The sequence below is a fragment of the Kocuria sp. KKT182 genome (genome assembly GCF_055635395.1).
On the sequence record NZ_CM145757.1, the window covers coordinates 3,145,332 to 3,160,579 of the forward strand.

General features: G+C 74.5%; 16 protein-coding genes. 7 read left to right on the forward strand and 9 right to left on the reverse strand.

Translation table 11 applies throughout. The features are described 5' to 3' along the window. The first annotated feature begins 3 nt into the window (after window positions 1-3). Together ACZ2G1_RS14645 and ACZ2G1_RS14650 are read left to right on the forward strand one after the other, a co-directional pair. Entirely contained in the window at window positions 4-1,023 is a 1,020-nt protein-coding gene (locus ACZ2G1_RS14645) for a permease prefix domain 1-containing protein (RefSeq protein ID WP_470377065.1), read from the forward strand. A gap of 319 nt (window positions 1,024-1,342) precedes the next feature. Continuing rightward, window positions 1,343-1,870, forward strand: a complete 528-nt coding sequence (locus ACZ2G1_RS14650; RefSeq protein ID WP_136341739.1) for an Lrp/AsnC family transcriptional regulator — start codon at window positions 1,343-1,345, stop codon at window positions 1,868-1,870. Here ACZ2G1_RS14650 and ACZ2G1_RS14655 read toward each other — a convergent pair. The 5 genes from ACZ2G1_RS14655 to ACZ2G1_RS14675 form a co-directional block, all read right to left on the reverse strand. Next, window positions 1,845-2,168: a hypothetical protein gene (locus ACZ2G1_RS14655; RefSeq protein ID WP_017834729.1), complete on the reverse strand. Its 324-nt coding sequence runs from the start codon at window positions 2,166-2,168 to the stop codon at window positions 1,845-1,847. The genes ACZ2G1_RS14650 and ACZ2G1_RS14655 overlap by 26 nt on opposite strands. A gap of 126 nt (window positions 2,169-2,294) precedes the next feature. Beyond that, on the reverse strand, window positions 2,295-2,831 hold the full coding sequence (locus ACZ2G1_RS14660; RefSeq protein WP_017834730.1) for a hypothetical protein: 537 nt from the start codon (window positions 2,829-2,831) through the stop codon (window positions 2,295-2,297). Window positions 2,832-3,010: 179 nt separating this feature from the next. Continuing rightward, window positions 3,011-3,715, reverse strand: a complete 705-nt coding sequence (locus tag ACZ2G1_RS14665; protein WP_251356051.1) for a response regulator — start codon at window positions 3,713-3,715, stop codon at window positions 3,011-3,013. After that, window positions 3,712-4,944 carry a sensor histidine kinase gene (locus tag ACZ2G1_RS14670; RefSeq protein ID WP_251356052.1) on the reverse strand — a complete coding sequence of 411 codons (1,233 nt, stop codon included), beginning with the start codon at window positions 4,942-4,944 and terminating at the stop codon, window positions 3,712-3,714. Before ACZ2G1_RS14670 ends, ACZ2G1_RS14665 begins: the two co-directional genes overlap by 4 nt. 10 nt (window positions 4,945-4,954) lie before the next feature. Continuing rightward, a complete protein-coding gene (locus ACZ2G1_RS14675) occupies window positions 4,955-5,479 on the reverse strand; it encodes a hypothetical protein (RefSeq protein ID WP_095650302.1) in 525 nt (174 codons plus the stop codon). Window positions 5,480-5,728: 249 nt separating this feature from the next. Here ACZ2G1_RS14675 and ACZ2G1_RS14680 point away from each other — a divergent pair, with 249 nt between their 5' ends. Beyond that, a complete protein-coding gene (locus ACZ2G1_RS14680) occupies window positions 5,729-6,565 on the forward strand; it encodes an SRPBCC family protein (protein ID WP_017834734.1) in 837 nt (278 codons plus the stop codon). A gap of 96 nt (window positions 6,566-6,661) precedes the next feature. On the opposite strand, the gene ilvD is transcribed toward ACZ2G1_RS14680, so the two are convergent. After that, window positions 6,662-8,353 carry a dihydroxy-acid dehydratase gene (gene ilvD, locus ACZ2G1_RS14685; RefSeq protein ID WP_126346599.1) on the reverse strand — a complete coding sequence of 564 codons (1,692 nt, stop codon included), beginning with the start codon at window positions 8,351-8,353 and terminating at the stop codon, window positions 6,662-6,664. 188 nt (window positions 8,354-8,541) lie between these two features. Here ilvD and ACZ2G1_RS14690 point away from each other — a divergent pair, with 188 nt between their 5' ends. Next, on the forward strand, window positions 8,542-9,444 hold the full coding sequence (locus tag ACZ2G1_RS14690) for an SDR family oxidoreductase (protein WP_017834736.1): 903 nt from the start codon (window positions 8,542-8,544) through the stop codon (window positions 9,442-9,444). 35 nt (window positions 9,445-9,479) lie between these two features. Beyond that, window positions 9,480-9,902 carry a ChaB family protein gene (locus tag ACZ2G1_RS14695; RefSeq protein WP_336650371.1) on the forward strand — a complete coding sequence of 141 codons (423 nt, stop codon included), beginning with the start codon at window positions 9,480-9,482 and terminating at the stop codon, window positions 9,900-9,902. A 13-nt stretch (window positions 9,903-9,915) separates the two neighbouring features. Here the strand turns inward: ACZ2G1_RS14695 and ACZ2G1_RS14700 are convergent, their stop codons facing one another. Then, window positions 9,916-10,668, reverse strand: coding sequence for a sulfite exporter TauE/SafE family protein (locus tag ACZ2G1_RS14700; RefSeq protein WP_017834738.1), 753 nt, complete (start codon window positions 10,666-10,668; stop codon window positions 9,916-9,918). A 211-nt stretch (window positions 10,669-10,879) separates the two neighbouring features. On the opposite strand from ACZ2G1_RS14700, the gene ACZ2G1_RS14705 reads away from it, so the two are divergent. Then, a complete protein-coding gene (locus ACZ2G1_RS14705; RefSeq protein ID WP_470377066.1) occupies window positions 10,880-12,577 on the forward strand; it encodes a RecQ family ATP-dependent DNA helicase in 1,698 nt (565 codons plus the stop codon). A gap of 21 nt (window positions 12,578-12,598) precedes the next feature. On the opposite strand, the gene ACZ2G1_RS14710 is transcribed toward ACZ2G1_RS14705, so the two are convergent. Then, entirely contained in the window at window positions 12,599-13,156 is a 558-nt protein-coding gene (locus tag ACZ2G1_RS14710) for a dihydrofolate reductase family protein (RefSeq protein WP_017834740.1), read from the reverse strand. A 194-nt stretch (window positions 13,157-13,350) separates the two neighbouring features. Here ACZ2G1_RS14710 and ACZ2G1_RS14715 point away from each other — a divergent pair, with 194 nt between their 5' ends. Beyond that, entirely contained in the window at window positions 13,351-14,577 is a 1,227-nt protein-coding gene (locus tag ACZ2G1_RS14715) for an FAD-dependent oxidoreductase (RefSeq protein WP_284562839.1), read from the forward strand. 34 nt (window positions 14,578-14,611) lie between these two features. On the opposite strand, the gene ACZ2G1_RS14720 is transcribed toward ACZ2G1_RS14715, so the two are convergent. After that, entirely contained in the window at window positions 14,612-15,157 is a 546-nt protein-coding gene (locus ACZ2G1_RS14720) for a TetR/AcrR family transcriptional regulator (protein WP_031283706.1), read from the reverse strand. Window positions 15,158-15,248 lie beyond the last annotated feature (91 nt).

The following is a 15,248-nucleotide window of genomic DNA, read 5'->3' on the forward strand; positions in this document are numbered from 1 at the left end:
GCCATGTCCGCCAGCACCCTCCCCCCGCGCACCGAGAGCTATCTCCACGAGGTCGCCCGGCGCCTGCCGCCCCGAGCCCGCGAGGACGTGTCCCGGGAGCTGCGGGGCACCGTCGCCGACATGGTCGACGACGGCGTGGCGCACGGCCTCCCGCCGGCCGAGGCGGAGCGCCGCGCCCTCGAGGAGCTCGGCGACCCCGCCCTGCTGGCCGAGGACTACGGCCCCGGCCCGCGGCACCTGATCGGGCCCGAGCACTACCACGACTTCCTCGAGCTGCTGAAGGTCCTGGTGCCCGTCCTGGCCGGCCTCTTCGGCGGGCTCACCCTGATCGGCCGGCTCTTCGGGGAGGCGGGGCGCGAGGACCTGGTCACCTACCTCGTGCTCTCGCTCGCCCCCGCGGTCGGTGCCGCGATCCAGGGGGCGCTCATGGGGGCGGGCATCGCCGTCGCCGTCTTCGCCGTGGTGGAGCGCACGGAGGTCGCGGAGGCGGTGGAGCGCGGCTCCCGGGGGGAGACCGGGGCGGCGGCGGAGGCGCCCCCGCGCTGGACGGTCGAGCAGCTGCCGCCGCCGCGCCCGGAGCGGGACTCGACCGTGGGGGAGCTGGTCTGGGCCACCATCGCCCTGGGCCTGGCCTTCGCCGCGCCGTTCCTGCTCTCGCGGCCGCTGCTCCGTGAGGGCCCGCTCGCCGGCGAGCCCCTGCTCGACCCCGCCGTGTGGACGCCCTGGGTGCCGCTCTACCTGGGGATCGTGCTGCTGGCCTGGGGGTGGGAGCTGCTGCGCTTCTTCCGCCGCCGCTGGTCCTGGGCGCTGTTCGGGGTCGGCGCCGTCCTGGACCTCGCCATGGCCGCGCTGCTCATCACCGTGCTGCGCACCGAGTCCGTGGTGAACCCGGTCTTCCGCGAGCGCGGCTGGGTGGGCGAGGAGTTCGCGCAGATCGGGGTCGCGCTCGTGGTGGTCGTCACCGTCTGGGACCTCGTGGCGAGCTTCCTCGCCTGCCGCCGGTCGACGGGCCGGCGGCGCTGAGCGGCGGCGCCCACCGGCGAAGGCGCCCGCCGCTCCTGTCCGCGGGAGCACTGAGCCGGTGGCAGCACTCGGCCCGCGGGAGCTCCGAGGAGCTCCCGCGGGCCGGAAGGGGGCCTCTGCCGCCGCGGGGTGCCGGGCAGCGCGGGACGCGGGACGCCTCGTGGGCGACCGGCGCCGGCCGGGATGCACCGAACCGGGTCAGGTGGCGCATCGTGTGACCATCATTCGACACCCTGGTCGGCACTGTGCGCAAACGTCTACTCTGGAACCGGTCAGATCGATCAGATCGGGGCGGGGAAGTGGGGCTGCGGTGGTCAGCATGACGAACGGCGGGGCGGCAGCGGGTCCGCTGGACGCGACGGACCGGAGGATCCTGGCGGCGCTGGACGAGGACCCGCGGATGACGGTGCTCGCCCTGGCCCAGCGCACCGGCCTGGCGCGCGGGACGATCCACGCCCGGCTCGAGCGCTACCGCGCGAGCCCCGCGCTGCGCCCGCACAGCACCCGGGTGACGCCCGCGGCGCTCGGCTACGGCCTGGCCGCGAGCGTGGCCGTGGAGCTCGACCAGCACCAGCTCGACGAGGCGATCGCGGGACTGCAGGCGATCCCTCAGGTCATCGAGGTGTTCGCCCCCGCGGGGCAGACGGACCTGCTGTGCCGGGTGGTGGCGAAGGATCCCGAGGACCTCTACCGGGTCTCCGAGGAGATCCGGCTGTGCCCCGGCATCCTGCGGACCTCCACGAGCATGTTCCTGCGCACGGTCATCCCGTACCGGGTGGCGCCGCTGCTCGCGGGGGACGAGGTCCCGGGGAGGGGCGGGGTCAGTTCCGGGCGGCCGCGCCCATGACCTCGGCGCGCAGCCGGTCCAGGTCCACGGCGTCCCCCTCGTGCAGGCCGTGGGTGCGGACCCACGCGCGGGCGCTGAGCATGATGTCGTCGTAGTGCTGGTGCGTCTCGCAGTGGGCGGCGCCGATCCGGGCCTGGGCGCGGTGCTCCCGGTCGTCCTCCGTGAAGGAGATGACGGCCACCGGGCTGAGGGCGAGTCCCACCACGCCGCGAACGGCCGTGATGGTGCGCCCGTGGAAGGTGTCGCCGGGAGCGAGGTCCCAGGCCCTGGCGGCGGGGTGCTGATGGGTGAGGTCCATGATCGGCTCTTGTGGTGTCGGGAGGCCGTCCCCCGCGCGCAGTGCCGGGGGACGGCCTCGGGGGCGTCGGGAGGAGGAGCGGTCCGGGGGTCGTCCGGTGTCCGGCCGGCCCCCGGTGCCGTCCGGTCAGTGGCCGAGACCGGTCCAGTGGCTGGTCTCCTGGTACCAGGGGGACCAGTGCTTGCCGTCGTAGTAGCGGTACTTGACCACGTGGTAGACCTTCTTGGCGTCGTGGTGGTCCAGGTGCTTCCAGTGCTCGCCGCCCCAGGAGCCGCCCCAGTAGTAGTCGTGGTGGCCGCCGGTGTAGTAGTGGTGGTCGTGCTTGTCCACCGCGTAGTAGTACTGCTTGACCTCCACCTTGTATCCCTTGTGGCACTTCACGTGGAAGGGGTACTTGACGTACTTCTTCCCGTGGTGCCACGTCCAGGACGGCTTGTGGGCGTCGACCGAGCAGTGCTTCTGGTGGGGCTTGTGCGACGCCGTCTCGAGCACCGAGGACTGCGTCGAGGCGGCCTGGGCCGGTGCGGCCTGGGCCGGGGCGCCCAGCAGCGGCAGGGCGCCTGCGGCCAGGGTCAGGGAGGCCAGGGACAGCACCGCCTTGCGGGCGTGGCGGCGGGCGCCGGCCGGCTGCGGGGCTGCGGTCGTGCTGGTTTCGATGGACATTTCGGGTCTCCTGCGGGACAGAGATTTCGTGGGTGCCGGCGGTTCCTGCCCGGGGTCCGGAGGGGAACTTCTCGAACCGACAGGACCAGGGTCGCAGTGGGGGGCACCTCCCGGCGTCCACCCGGGAGGTGAACTCCGGCGTACAACCGGGGTGGTACGCGCGGGACCGGGGGCAGGGCTCAGAAGCGGTCGGTGGGCTTGACGAGCCCGCTCTTGAACGCCGCCGTGACCGCCTGGGCGCGCTCGCTGACGCCCAGCTTCAGGAAGATCCGGTGGACGTGGGTCTTCACGGTCGCCTCGCTGAGGAACAGGCGCCGGGCGATCTCCGAGTTCGTCAGGCCGTGGGCGACGGCGACCAGGACCTCGCGCTCCCGCCGGGTCAGCTGCTGCAGCCGCTCCGGCGGAGGGGCGGAGGGGTCGGGCCCGCGGCCGAACTCGGTCAGGAGCCTGCGGGTCACGTCCGGGTCCAGCCAGCCCCCGCCGCGGGCCAGCGAGCGGACGGCGTCCGCCAGGACCTTCGGCGCGGAGCTCTTGAGGATGAAGCCGGAGGCGCCCGCCCGCAGGGCGGCGTGGACGGCGGCGTCCTCGTCGAAGGTCGTCAGCACCAGGACGGCGGGGACGTTCGGCACCCGGTCCAGGAACGCGTCGGAGGTGAGCACCCGGGTGGCGGCCACCCCGTCCGTGCCGGGCATGCGCACGTCCATGACCACCACGTCCGGCTGCAGCCGCGCGGTCTCCTCGACGGCCTCCGTGCCGTCGGCGGCCTCCCCGACGACGACCAGGTCCGGCTCGGCCGTGAGGAGCATGGCCAGCCCGGAGCGCACCATCGCCTCGTCGTCCACCAGGAGCACCCGGACGGGTGCGGGTTCCGCGCCCCGTGTCATCCGGTGCCCTCCCCGCGGCCGGTGGCCGCCGTGGTCGCCGCGGCGTCCTGCGCCGCGGCGTCGCCGGGGCAGGGCGGCCGGACGGGCAGCCGCGCGGACACCAGGTACCCCCCGTTCGGATCGGGCCCGGCCGTCGCCTCGCCGCCCACCGCCCGGGCCCGCTCCGCCATCCCCCGCACCCCGTGCCCGGTCGACAGCCGCGCGGAGAGCCGGCCCCGGGCCCCGGCGCCGTCCGTGCGGACGGAGAGCTCGACGTCCCGGGGGCCCCAGTCGAGGGCGACCCGGACCGGGCGGTCCGGGGCGGCGTGCTTGACCGCGTTGGTCAGCGCCTCCTGCGCGATCCGGTACGCGGCCTCGTCCACCGCCGGCTCCAGGGCCCCGGGCTCGCCCGCCACGCAGAGCTCCACCTCACGGCCCGCCGTGCGCAGGTGGTCGAGCAGGCTGTCCAATCGCTGCAGGCCCACCGGCTCCGGCGCGGTCTGCGCCGCATCGGACGGCGCCGGGGAGAGCAGGCCCAGCATGCGCCGCAGCTCCGTGACGGCCTGCTCCCCGAGCTCGTCGACCTGCCGCAGCGCCGCCCGCGCCCGCTCCGGGTCCCGGTCCATCACGCGCTCGGCCCCTCCGGCCTGCAGCACCATGAGGCTCACCGCGTGGGCCACGACGTCGTGCAGCTCGCGGGCGATGCGCTGGCGCTCCTCGGCCTCGGCCCGGGCGGCGGCCAGCCGGGCCACGAGCGCCCGCTGGGCCACGCTCCAGCGGACCCACCGGCCCACGCCGAAGACGACCACGTGGGCCACGGTGAGGAACAGCGCGGCGACGACGAACGTGGCCACCCGCATCGACGGGTCGGGAGTGTCCCGGACGGTGGCCTGCACGCTCGTGGCGACCGGCAGGAACGCGAGCGCCAGGCCGAGGAGGGCGTTCCGGTCGGAGCAGTGCGCGGCCGCCGCGAAGAGGGCCAGCCAGACGCAGAAGACGGGGTGGAACGCGAAGCCGAGCAGGGGGACGGCCACGGCGCCCAGCGACACCAGGGCCAGCACCGTCAGGGGCCGGCGCCGGCGCCAGAACAGGGGCAGGTACAGCAGCGCCGCCGTGAGGACGACCACCCAGGTGGCGGTCGCGTCCGGCTCCGCCGTGCGGTCCCACGTGATCTGGAGCTCGATGCCCCACAGCACCGGTACCGCGACGAGGTCCACGGCCAGGCGCGAGGGGTGCCTCCGGGATCTCATCGGGTCCCGCTCAGCTGCACACGGACCTGCCGAAGACGGTGCAGATCCACATCCGCTCGACGGGAGGAGCGGGCAGCCGGCAGTCCTCCACGATCGAGTGGCGCCGGATCTCCTCCCACGCCACCACGGGTCGCAGGGCCTCCTCGGTGCTGTCCGGGGCCTCCTCGGCCGGGGCCGGGCCCAGCACCGTGTCCACGGCCGAGCACAGTTCGGCGCCCGTGGCGAGCCGGCGCTCGGAGCCCGCGCCGTCCGGTGGGCCCTGGGCCGGGCACCCGGACGGGTGGTCGAGCCGGATGCCCGTCATCTCGGACGCGGGGTCGTGCAGGACGCCGTGCAGCTGGATCCGGGCGATCCTGATCCGCTCGACCTCGTCCGTCCGCCCCGACACGACCCGGGCGATCAGCACCTCGGGGTCGACGTCCCGTCCCAGCCAGTCCGGCGGCCCGTGCACCAGCACGTAGTCGCTGTCCACCAGGCGTCCCCACGCCAGGTGTCCCTCGACGGCATCAGCTGCCCGCGCGTCCTGGACGGACACCAGTGTCCGGAATTCTGTCTCGAGATTCGCCATGTCGAGCCCCCCGCAGGTCGTGCGGCAATTCTCCCCGTCCGCCCACGTCAAGTCCATAGTCCTCCGTGGGGCGCCCCGGGCCGGTGTCGGCCGGCCCGGTGCCGGCCGGGCCGCCGACCCCTGGTCACACCGCGCGCCCAGCGGTATCGTAAGCACGCTGGCGAATCGGCGACGCTTCGCCGCCCCTGATCGTCGAGACGGATCGAAGGAGATGCCATGAGCACCAAGGTCGAGAAGAATGTCGTGGTCGACGTGCCGCTGAGCACCGTGTACAACCAGTGGACCCAGTTCGAGGACTTCCCCCACTTCATGAACGGCGTGCAGAGCGTGACCCAGCTCGGCGCCGACCGCCTCCAGTGGGTCGCCGAGCTCGGCGGCGTCCGCCGGCAGTGGGAGGCGAAGATCGTGGAGCAGGTCCCCGACAGCCGGGTCTCCTGGGCCGCCACCGAGGGCGCCACCAACGCCGGCACCGTGACGTTCCGCGACGCGGGCAACGGGCGGACCGAGGTGCACCTGGTCCTCGAGTACGAGCCCGAGGGCCTCGTGGAGAAGGTCGGCGACAAGCTCAACGTGGTCGAGAACCAGGCCGAGGGCGACCTCGAGCGGTTCAAGAAGTTCATCGAGGCCGAGGGCTACGCGACCGGCGCCTGGCGGGGCTCCGTCAACGAGGGCGCACCGGTCGGCACGCCCGGGGTAGAGCACGCCGCGGCCTCCCGCGGTGACGACGGCAAGGCCGGGGTCTCGGGCAAGGCGGTCGCCGCGGGCGTCGCCGCGGCCGGGGTGGCCGCCGCCGGGGTCGCGGCCGCGGCGAAGAAGAAGGACTCCGGCCCGGACACGGAGCCGGTGACCTTCGAGTCGACCGCGCCCCCGGCGGCGCCGGCCGCACCGGTGGCACCGGTGGCGCCGGGGGCTCCCGGGGAGACCGTGACCGGGGAGGTCCCGCCGATCCCGCCCGTGGACGAGACGCTCGCCGACGGCACCGTCGACGCGGACCCGGGCGTGGACCCCGCCACCCGGCGCATCGACGACCGCCCCGCGGGGGGCCCGCTCTGATTCGTCCCCGTGCACGCACCGGGCCCCGACCGCACACGGTCGGGGCCCGGTGCGTGCACGGGGCGTCCCGTTCGGCGGGGCGGCGGAACCGGCCGGTCAGCCGGTGACGGCGCCCAGCGAGGCCGAGCGCACCAGCTTGACGTACTTGCCCAGCACGCCGCCCTCGTACTGCGGACGCAGGGGGGCCCAGCCGCTGCGCCGCCGCGCCAGCTCCTCGGCGTCCACCAGCAGGTCCAGGGAGCGGGCCGCCAGGTCCACCCGGATCCGGTCGCCGTCGCGCAGGAACGCGACCGGTCCGGCGTCGACGGCCTCCGGCGCGATGTGGCCGATGCACAGACCCGTGGTGCCGCCCGAGAACCGGCCGTCCGTGAGCAGCAGGACGTCCTTGCCCAGCCCCGCGCCCTTGATCGCCCCGGTGATGGCCAGCATCTCGCGCATGCCGGGGCCGCCCTTGGGGCCCTCGTAGCGGATCACGAGCACGTCCCCGGCCGTGATCTCCCCGGCCTCCAGGGCGTCCATCGCGGCCTGCTCGCGCTCGAAGACGCGGGCCGGGCCCTCGAAGACCTCGGCGTCGAAGCCCGCGGACTTCACCACCGCGCCCTCCGGCGCCAGGGAGCCGTGCAGGACGGTGATCCCGCCCGTGCGGTGGATCGGGTTGTCGAGCGTGCGGATCACGTCGCCGTCCAGGGGCCCGGGGTCCAGGGCGGCCAGGTTCTCGGCCACCGTGCGGCCGGTCACGGTGAGGGCGTCCCCGTGCAGCAGCCCGGCGTCGAGCAGGGCCTTCATGACCACCGGGATGCCGCCGTGCCGGTCGACGTCGTTCATGACGTACCGGCCGAACGGCTTGAGGTCCGCGAGGTGCGGGACGCGGTCCCCGATCCGGTTGAAGTCCTCGAGGGTGAGCTCCACCTCCGCCTCGTGGGCGATGGCCAGCAGGTGCAGGACGGCGTTGGTGGACCCGCCGAGGGCCATGAGCACGGTGACGGCGTTCTCGAAGGCCTCCTTCGTCAGGACGTCCCGGGCCGTGATGCCCTGCCGGAGCATCTCGACGACGGCCTCCCCGGAGCGGTGGGCGAACTGGTCGCGCCGCCGGTCCGCCGAGGGCGGGGCCGCGGAGCCGGGCAGGCTCATGCCCAGGGCCTCGGCCACGGAGGCCATCGTGTTGGCCGTGTACATCCCGCCGCAGGCGCCCTCGCCCGGGCAGATGGCCCGCTCGATGCGGTCGAGGTCCGTCCTGCCCATCAGGCCCGCCTTGCACGCGCCCACGGCCTCGAACGCGTCGATGAGGGTGACGTCCTTCTCGGTCCCGTCGGTGAGCTTCACCCACCCCGGGGCGATGGTCCCCGCGTAGAGGAACACCGAGGCCAGGTCCAGGCGCGCGGCGGCCATGAGCATGCCCGGCAGGGACTTGTCGCACCCGGCCAGCAGGACGGACCCGTCGAGGCGCTCGGCCTGCATCACCGTCTCCACGGAGTCCGCGATGACCTCGCGCGAGACCAGCGAGAAGTGCATCCCCACGTGGCCCATCGAGATCCCGTCCGAGACCGAGATCGTGCCGAACTGGAGGGGGTAGCCGCCGCCGGCGTGGACGCCCTCCTTGCAGCCCTGGGCGAGCCGGTCCAGGGAGAGGTTGCAGGGGGTGATCTCGTTCCAGGAGCTCGCGATGCCGATCTGGGGCTTCTCCCAGTCGGCGTCGCCCATGCCCACGGCGCGGAGCATGCCGCGGCTGGCGGTCGCGTCGATGCCGTCGGTCACCTGACGGCTGCGGGGCTTCATGTCGGGGCTCATGCGGTCTCTCCCGGGTCGTCGGTGCGCGGTGGGGTGCGTGCCGCGAACCTATCAACGGAACTCGAGGAGCGTCGAGGGGTGTCCACGGCCGGCGCGGAAGATTGTGCCCCCGGGGGAAGACAAGGGGGCGCCCCTCCTCCTAGGGTGGGAGGAGCAAACGATAAGCAACCTGATCGAAGGAGTCCGACATGCCCGAGGCACCCGTCTCCCAGCACGCCCGCGCGATGGCCGACGACGAGGGCGGGATGCCCGAGCAGCAGCAGACGCCTCCGGGGCTGACCGCCGCCATGGACCCCGTCCCCGACCACGGCGAGGCGTCCTGGGAGGGCAGGGGCCGGCTCGAGGGGCTCAAGGCCCTCATCACCGGCGGGGACTCCGGGATCGGCCGCGCCGTGGCCATCGCGTTCGCGCGGGAGGGGGCCGACGTCGCGATCAACTACCTGCCCGAGGAGCAGGAGGACGCCCAGGACGTGGTGGGGTGGATCGAGAAGGCCGGCCGCACCGCCGTCCTGGTCCCCGGCGACGTGCGCGAGGAGCAGAGCTGCCGGGACATCGTGGACCGGGCGGTCGAGGGCCTCGGCGGGCTCAACGTGGTCGTCAACAACGCGGGCTTCCACTGGGCCCGCGGGGAGGCGGGGCTCAAGGGCCTCGCCACGGAGGACCTCGAGCGCGCCGTGCGCACCAACCTCTACGGCACCCTCTGGATCAGCCGGGCGGCGCTGCCGCACCTCGGCCGCGGGGACAGCATCATCAACACCACGTCCGTGCAGGCCTACGACCCGTCCGTGTCGATGATCGACTACGCGGCCACGAAAGCCGCGCTGAACAACGTCACCGCCAACCTCGCCGCCGAGCTGGGGCCCGAGGGCATCCGCGTCAACGCGGTCGCCCCCGGACCGGTGTGGACCCCGCTGGGGCCCGCCACGAAGGAGCCCGGAGCGGTCGCGAACATGGGCAAGGAGACGCCCCTGGGCCGGATCGGCCAGCCCGCCGAGCTGGCCGGCGCCTACGTCTTCCTCGCGAGCCCGGCCGAGGCCAGCTACGTCAGCGGCACCGTCCTCGGCGTCACCGGCGGCATGCCCGTCTTCTGACCCGCGCCCCCACACCCCTACGGAAGGAGCACCTCGTGCCCAAGACCGGCAAGGACGACCACGCCAAGAAGAGCGAACTGCCCTCCACCCTGCAGCGCTCGGGGCAGAAGGCGCAGGACACGTTCGCCAAGACCTACGACTCCGCGCTCGAGGAGTACGGCGACGAGGAGCGTGCGGCGCGCACGGCCTACAGCACGCTCAAGCACACCCACGAGAAGGTCGGCGACCACTGGGAGGGCAAGGAGGAGTACGGGCCCTCCGACGAGCACGCCGCGGGCGGCCGCGACTCCCGCGCGGAGACCGCCGGCGGGGTCGACGCGAACTCCTCGAAGGAGCACCTCTACCAGGTGGCGAAGCGGCTCGACGTGGAGGGGCGCTCCTACATGACCAAGAAGGAGCTCGTCGACGCGATCCGGAAGGCCAACGACGCCGCGACGCGCCGGGCCCGCGAGGACTGAGGGGCGGCCGGGCTCAGAGCACGCCCAGCAGCCCGCGCACCAGCGTGATCGCCCCGCCCAGCCCCGCGAGGACCAGCGCGACCGTGCGCGCCGTGCTCAGGGACACGCGGCGGGCGACGACCCCGCCGATCCGCACGCCCAGCACCACCGTGAGGACCACGCCGGGGGCCACCCACCACGGCGGCATCCCGCCGGTCCCCGCCGCCCCCAGCAGGGTCTTGGTGAGCACCGACAGGGCGCCCATCGTCATGAACACCGGCTGCAGGGTCGCGGCGAAGGAGCGCTGCTCCCAGCGGGCCAGCCGGGAGTGGATCACCATGACCGGTCCGGCCACCCCCGCCGTGGTGTTGAAGAACCCCCCGATCGCCCCGGCGAGCACCGTGGGCAGCCGCCCCGGCCACTCGGGCAGGCGGGGGAGCCCGAACATGGTGGTGAGGGCCAGCAGCACCACGCCGCCCACCAGCACCTGCAGCCAGGCGGCGGGCAGCTCGCGGACCACGAGCGCCGCCGGCACGGCGCCCACCGCCGCGGCCGGGGCGATGAGGGCGAACCGCCGCCAGTCCACGTGGCGCCACACCGAGAGCATGATGAGGAAGCCGGAGACGGTCGTCGTCGCGTTGGTCACGAGCACGCCCGTGGCGGGGCCCAGCAGCAGGGCGAGGGTCGGGGCCACGACCAGGCCGACCCCCGTGCCCGAGACGCGCTGCAGGACCGAGCCCACGAGGATCGCGAGGGCGGCGATGACGATGATTTCCACGGGTCCCATTCTGCGCCTCCGGCAGCCCGGCCCCGGACCGCACACGGGCCCGCCGTGGTGATTCCCGGATCCGGTGCCTACCCTGGCCGTGAGGAGAGACGGCCGCAGGGTGCGGCAGCGGACGGGAGCGGCACCATGGGCACCAGCCGGGACCTGGTCGACGACGACGAGGGCGGGCACGGGCCCGCGACCGTCCTCGCCCTGATCCCCCGCTGAGCCGGTGGGTGCCGCCACGGGCGCGGGCGGGCGCGCCGCACCGGTCACCGCGGAACGGCTCCGGGAGGTCGCCGCGTCTGGCTTCGGCATCACGGAGTTCCGCGAGGGCCAGCTCGAGGCGATGGCGGCGGCGGCGGCCGGCCGGGACGTCCTGGCGGTGATGCCCACCGGCCACGGCAAGTCCGCGATCTACCAGGTCCCGGGCGCCGCCCTGCCCGGGACCGCCGTGGTGGTGTCCCCGCTGATCGCCCTCCAGCACGACCAGGTCGAGGCGATCAACGAGGACCTCGGGGCGGAGGTCGCCTTCGCGGTGAACTCCGCGGTGGGGGCGCGGCGCGAGCGCGCCGCCTGGGACGCCGTGGCGCGCGGGGACGCGAAGTTCCTCTTCCTCGCCCCCGAGCAGCTGGCCAGGGAGGAGATCACCGAGCGGCTCGCCGCGCACCCGCCGTCCCTGTTCGTGGTGGACGAGGCGCACTGCATCTCCTCGTGGGGCCACGACTTCCGCCCTGACTACCTGGTGCTGCAGGAGGCCGTCGAGCGGATGGGGCGCCCGGCCGTCGTGGCCCTGACTGCCACCGCCTCCCCGCACACCCGGGCAGAGATCGTCGACCGGCTGGGCCTGCGCGACCCCCTGGTCCTGGTGCACAGCTTCGACCGGCCCAACATCGAGCTGCGGGTGGTGCGCCACCACCAGGCCTCCGACAAGCGCCGGGCGGTGCTCGACGAGGTCGCCGGGCTCGCCGGCCCGGGGCTGGTCTACGTCGCCACCCGCCGGGAGACGGAGGACTACGCCGCGGAGCTGGTCCGGCGCGGCGTGCGTGCCGAGGCCTACCACGCGGGACGCCGGAGGTCCGAGCGGGACGAGGTGCACGCCCGGTTCCACGGCGACGAGCTGGACGTGGTGGTGGCCACCACCGCCTTCGGGATGGGCATCGACAAGCCGGACGTGCGCTTCGTGGTGCACGCGGACATCCCCGACTCCCTGGACAGCTACTACCAGGAGATCGGCCGGGCCGGCCGGGACGGGAGGCCTGCCCTCGCCGTGCTGCACTACCGCTCCGAGGACCTGGGGCTCCAGCAGTACTTCGCCGGCGCCGCCCCCGAGCGGGCGGACCTCGAGGAGGTCCTCCGCGCCGTCCTCGGGCACGGGCCGGTCGGGGCCCGCGAGCTGCGCGAGCACACCGGCCTCGGCCCCCGCGCCCAGGCCCGGGCCCTGCACCTGCTCGAGCACAGCGGCGGCGTGCTGGCCCGGCCCGAGGGCTACCGGGCCGTGGACGGGGTCGCGCCGGAGGACGCCGTCGCCGCCGCGCTCGCGGAGGCCGAGGCCCAGCACCGGATCGACCGCTCGCGGATCGACATGATGCGGGGCTACGCCGAGACGGACGGGTGCCGGCGGGACTGGCTGCTCCACTACTTCGGCGAGGAGACCGACGGCTGGTGCGGCAACTGCGACACCTGCGCGGAGACCGGCTCCGCCGCCGAGGCCGCGGAGCGGTCCGCCGCCACCCCGCACGGCTGGGAGATCCAGAGCCCGGTCACCCACCGCGAGTGGGGCCACGGGATCGTGATGGGCGCGGAGCCGGACCGGATCACCGTGCTGTTCGACGCGGTCGGGTACAAGGAGCTGTCCCTGCGCCTGATCGAGGAGCACGACGGGCTGCTGGTGCGCGGCTCCGGGGAACGGCCGGATGAGGGACCGTGAGCCCCGACGGGCGGCCGCCGGTCAGCGGACGACGTCGTAGACGGACTTGAGGACGCCGTTGGCGTAGGCCTCGTGCTCCACCAGTTCCAGGGTGCGGAACGTGTCGGTGCTGTCGTCGAAGAGACGGCGGCCCGCGCCGAGCAGCACGGGGAACACCAGCAGGTGGTACCGGTCCACGAGATCCGCGGCGGCGAGGCCCTTGGCCAGGGTGGCGCTGCCGTGCACGAGGATCGTGCCGTCGACCGTGGCCTTCAGCCGCGCGACCTCGTCGAGGGAGCGCAGCACGGAGGTGTTGTGCCAGCGCGGGTCCTCCAGGGTGGAGGAGACCACGTACTTGGGCATGGCGTTGTACTCGGCGAACTCCTCCATCGACGGCCAGACGGGGGCGAACTCGTCGTAGCTGACCCGGCCCATCAGCATCGCCGCCGCCTCCTTCTGCTCCCGGTCCTTGAGCTCGTAGGCCGCCTCGTCATAGGTCACGTGCCGGAAGCTCCAGCCCGCGTGCGGGTGCGGGCCGCCGCCGGGGGAGTCGACGACGCCGTCGAGGGTGATGAACTCGGTGACGATCAGCGTGCCCATGGGGATCTCCTGTCGGTGCGGTCGGCGTCCGGCGCTGCGGTTCCCACTCTCGCGCTCCCGGTCGGCCGGGGGAAGGGGGCGGCGCGGGATGACGCGTCCGGCCGGGACGCGGGCCGGGCCGCCTCTTGCGCGACCGCCACCCCGGTGGGATCGTCGGCAGGGACAGCGGACGAGCGAGGGCCCGGGAGGCACCCGTGGCGGCGGAGCGGACGACGGAGCAGGTGCGGACCACGTGCTGCGTGGTGGGCGGCGGCCCGGCCGGGCTGATGGCCGGGGTGCTGCTCGCGCGGCAGGGCGTGGACGTGGTGGTCCTGGAGAAGCACGGGGACTTCCTGCGCGACTTCCGCGGCGACACCCTGCACCCCTCCACCCTGGAGCTGATGGCCGAGCTCGGCTGGCTCGAGGACGTCCTGGCGCTGCCGCACACCCGCGTGGAGCGCGCCACCGTCTCCCTCGGCGGCGAGACGGTGGTGGTCGGCCGGTTCGACCGCCTGCCCGTGCGCTGCCCGTTCATCGCGTTCCTGCCGCAGTGGGACTTCCTGGACCTGCTCGCCGAGAAGGGCGAGGCGCTGCCCGGCTTCCGGCTGCTGCGCTCCACGGCCGCCGACGGCCTGCTCGTCGAGGACGGCCGGTGCACCGGCGTCACGGCGCACGACGACGACGGGGCGCCGGTGCGGATCCGGGCCGAGCTGGTGCTGGCCGCCGACGGCCGCGACTCCGTGCTGCGGGCCGCGGCCGGCCTGGTGCCCAGGGCCTCGCCGTCGCGGATGGACGTGCTGTGGTTCCGCGTGCCCCGCCGCGAGGGGCAGGAGCAGCCGCTGTTCAACGCCGGGGACGGCGCGGTGGTGGCCCTGCCGCGCACCGGCTACTGGCAGGCCGCCATGATCGTGCGGGCCGGCGAGCACGACGCCCTGCGCGCCCAGGGACTGGACGCCTTCCGGGAACGGGTGCGCGCGCTCGCCCCCGGGCTGGGGGAGGGGGTCACCACGATCGAGGACTGGGACCAGGTGAAGCTGCTGCGTGTGCGCGTGGACCGGCTGCGACGGTGGTGGCGGCCCGGGATCCTGTTCCTCGGCGACGCCGCGCACGCGATGTCCCCGGCCGGGGGTGTGGGCATCAACCTCGCGATCCAGGACGCGGTGGCGGCGGCGAACCTGCTCGGGCCGCGGCTGCTGCGCGGCGGGGTGCGGGCGCGGGACCTCGCGCGCGTGCAGCGCCGGCGGGCGTGGCCGGCGCGCGCCACCCAGCTGTTCCAGCTCGTGCTGGCCCGCCGGCTCGTGCCGGCCCGGACCGGGGCGCGGCCGCGGCCCCCGGTGCCGCTGGGCCTCGTCCGGGCGCTGCCGTTCCTGCCCCACCTCACGGGGCGGGCGATCGGCATCGGTCTGCGGCCCGAGCACGTGCGGCCGTTGCCCCGCGCATGACGAGGGCCGTCCCGCCCGGGCCGGCGCGGCGCGCTCAGGGGCGTGGGCTGAGCCGGTCCACCGCGGCCAGGAGGTGCTCCAGGATGGTGTGCCGCCGGGCGCTGCCGTCGGGCAGCAGGCCGATCGACGCGTTGTGGTAGAGCCCGTCGCCCATCTGCTGGACCGCGGTCGCCACCACCGGGTCGCCCACGTCCGCGAGGATCAGCTCGTACCATGCCACTTCGAGCCGCTTCAGGGCGGCCCGGGCGTTCTCGTCCCCGGCCTGGACCAGCCGGGAGGCCACGATCAGGGCCCGGTCCAGCCGGCTGTCCTCGAACAGGGACGTGACCAGGAAGTAGCGCGCGGCCCCGTCCGGCGCCGCCGCCATGGCCTCGAGGTCCAGCTGCATGAGCTCCTCGAGGCGCTGCAGCGTCGCGTCCACGAGGGCCTGGCGGTGCGGGAAGTGGTAGAGCAGACCCCCCTTGGACACTCCGGCGGCGGCGGCGACGGCGTCGAGGGTCGCGGCGCGCTCGCCGTCGTCGAGGACGATCTGCTCGAAGGCGGCCAGGAGCTTGTCCCGGGCCACGGGTGGGCGGGGCATGTGAGGAAGACCTCCCTGGGTCGGACGTGGTGCCCATTGTGTCAGCTCGCCCATAACTGTACCGTCTAGACGGTACAGTTACTGAGGCTGT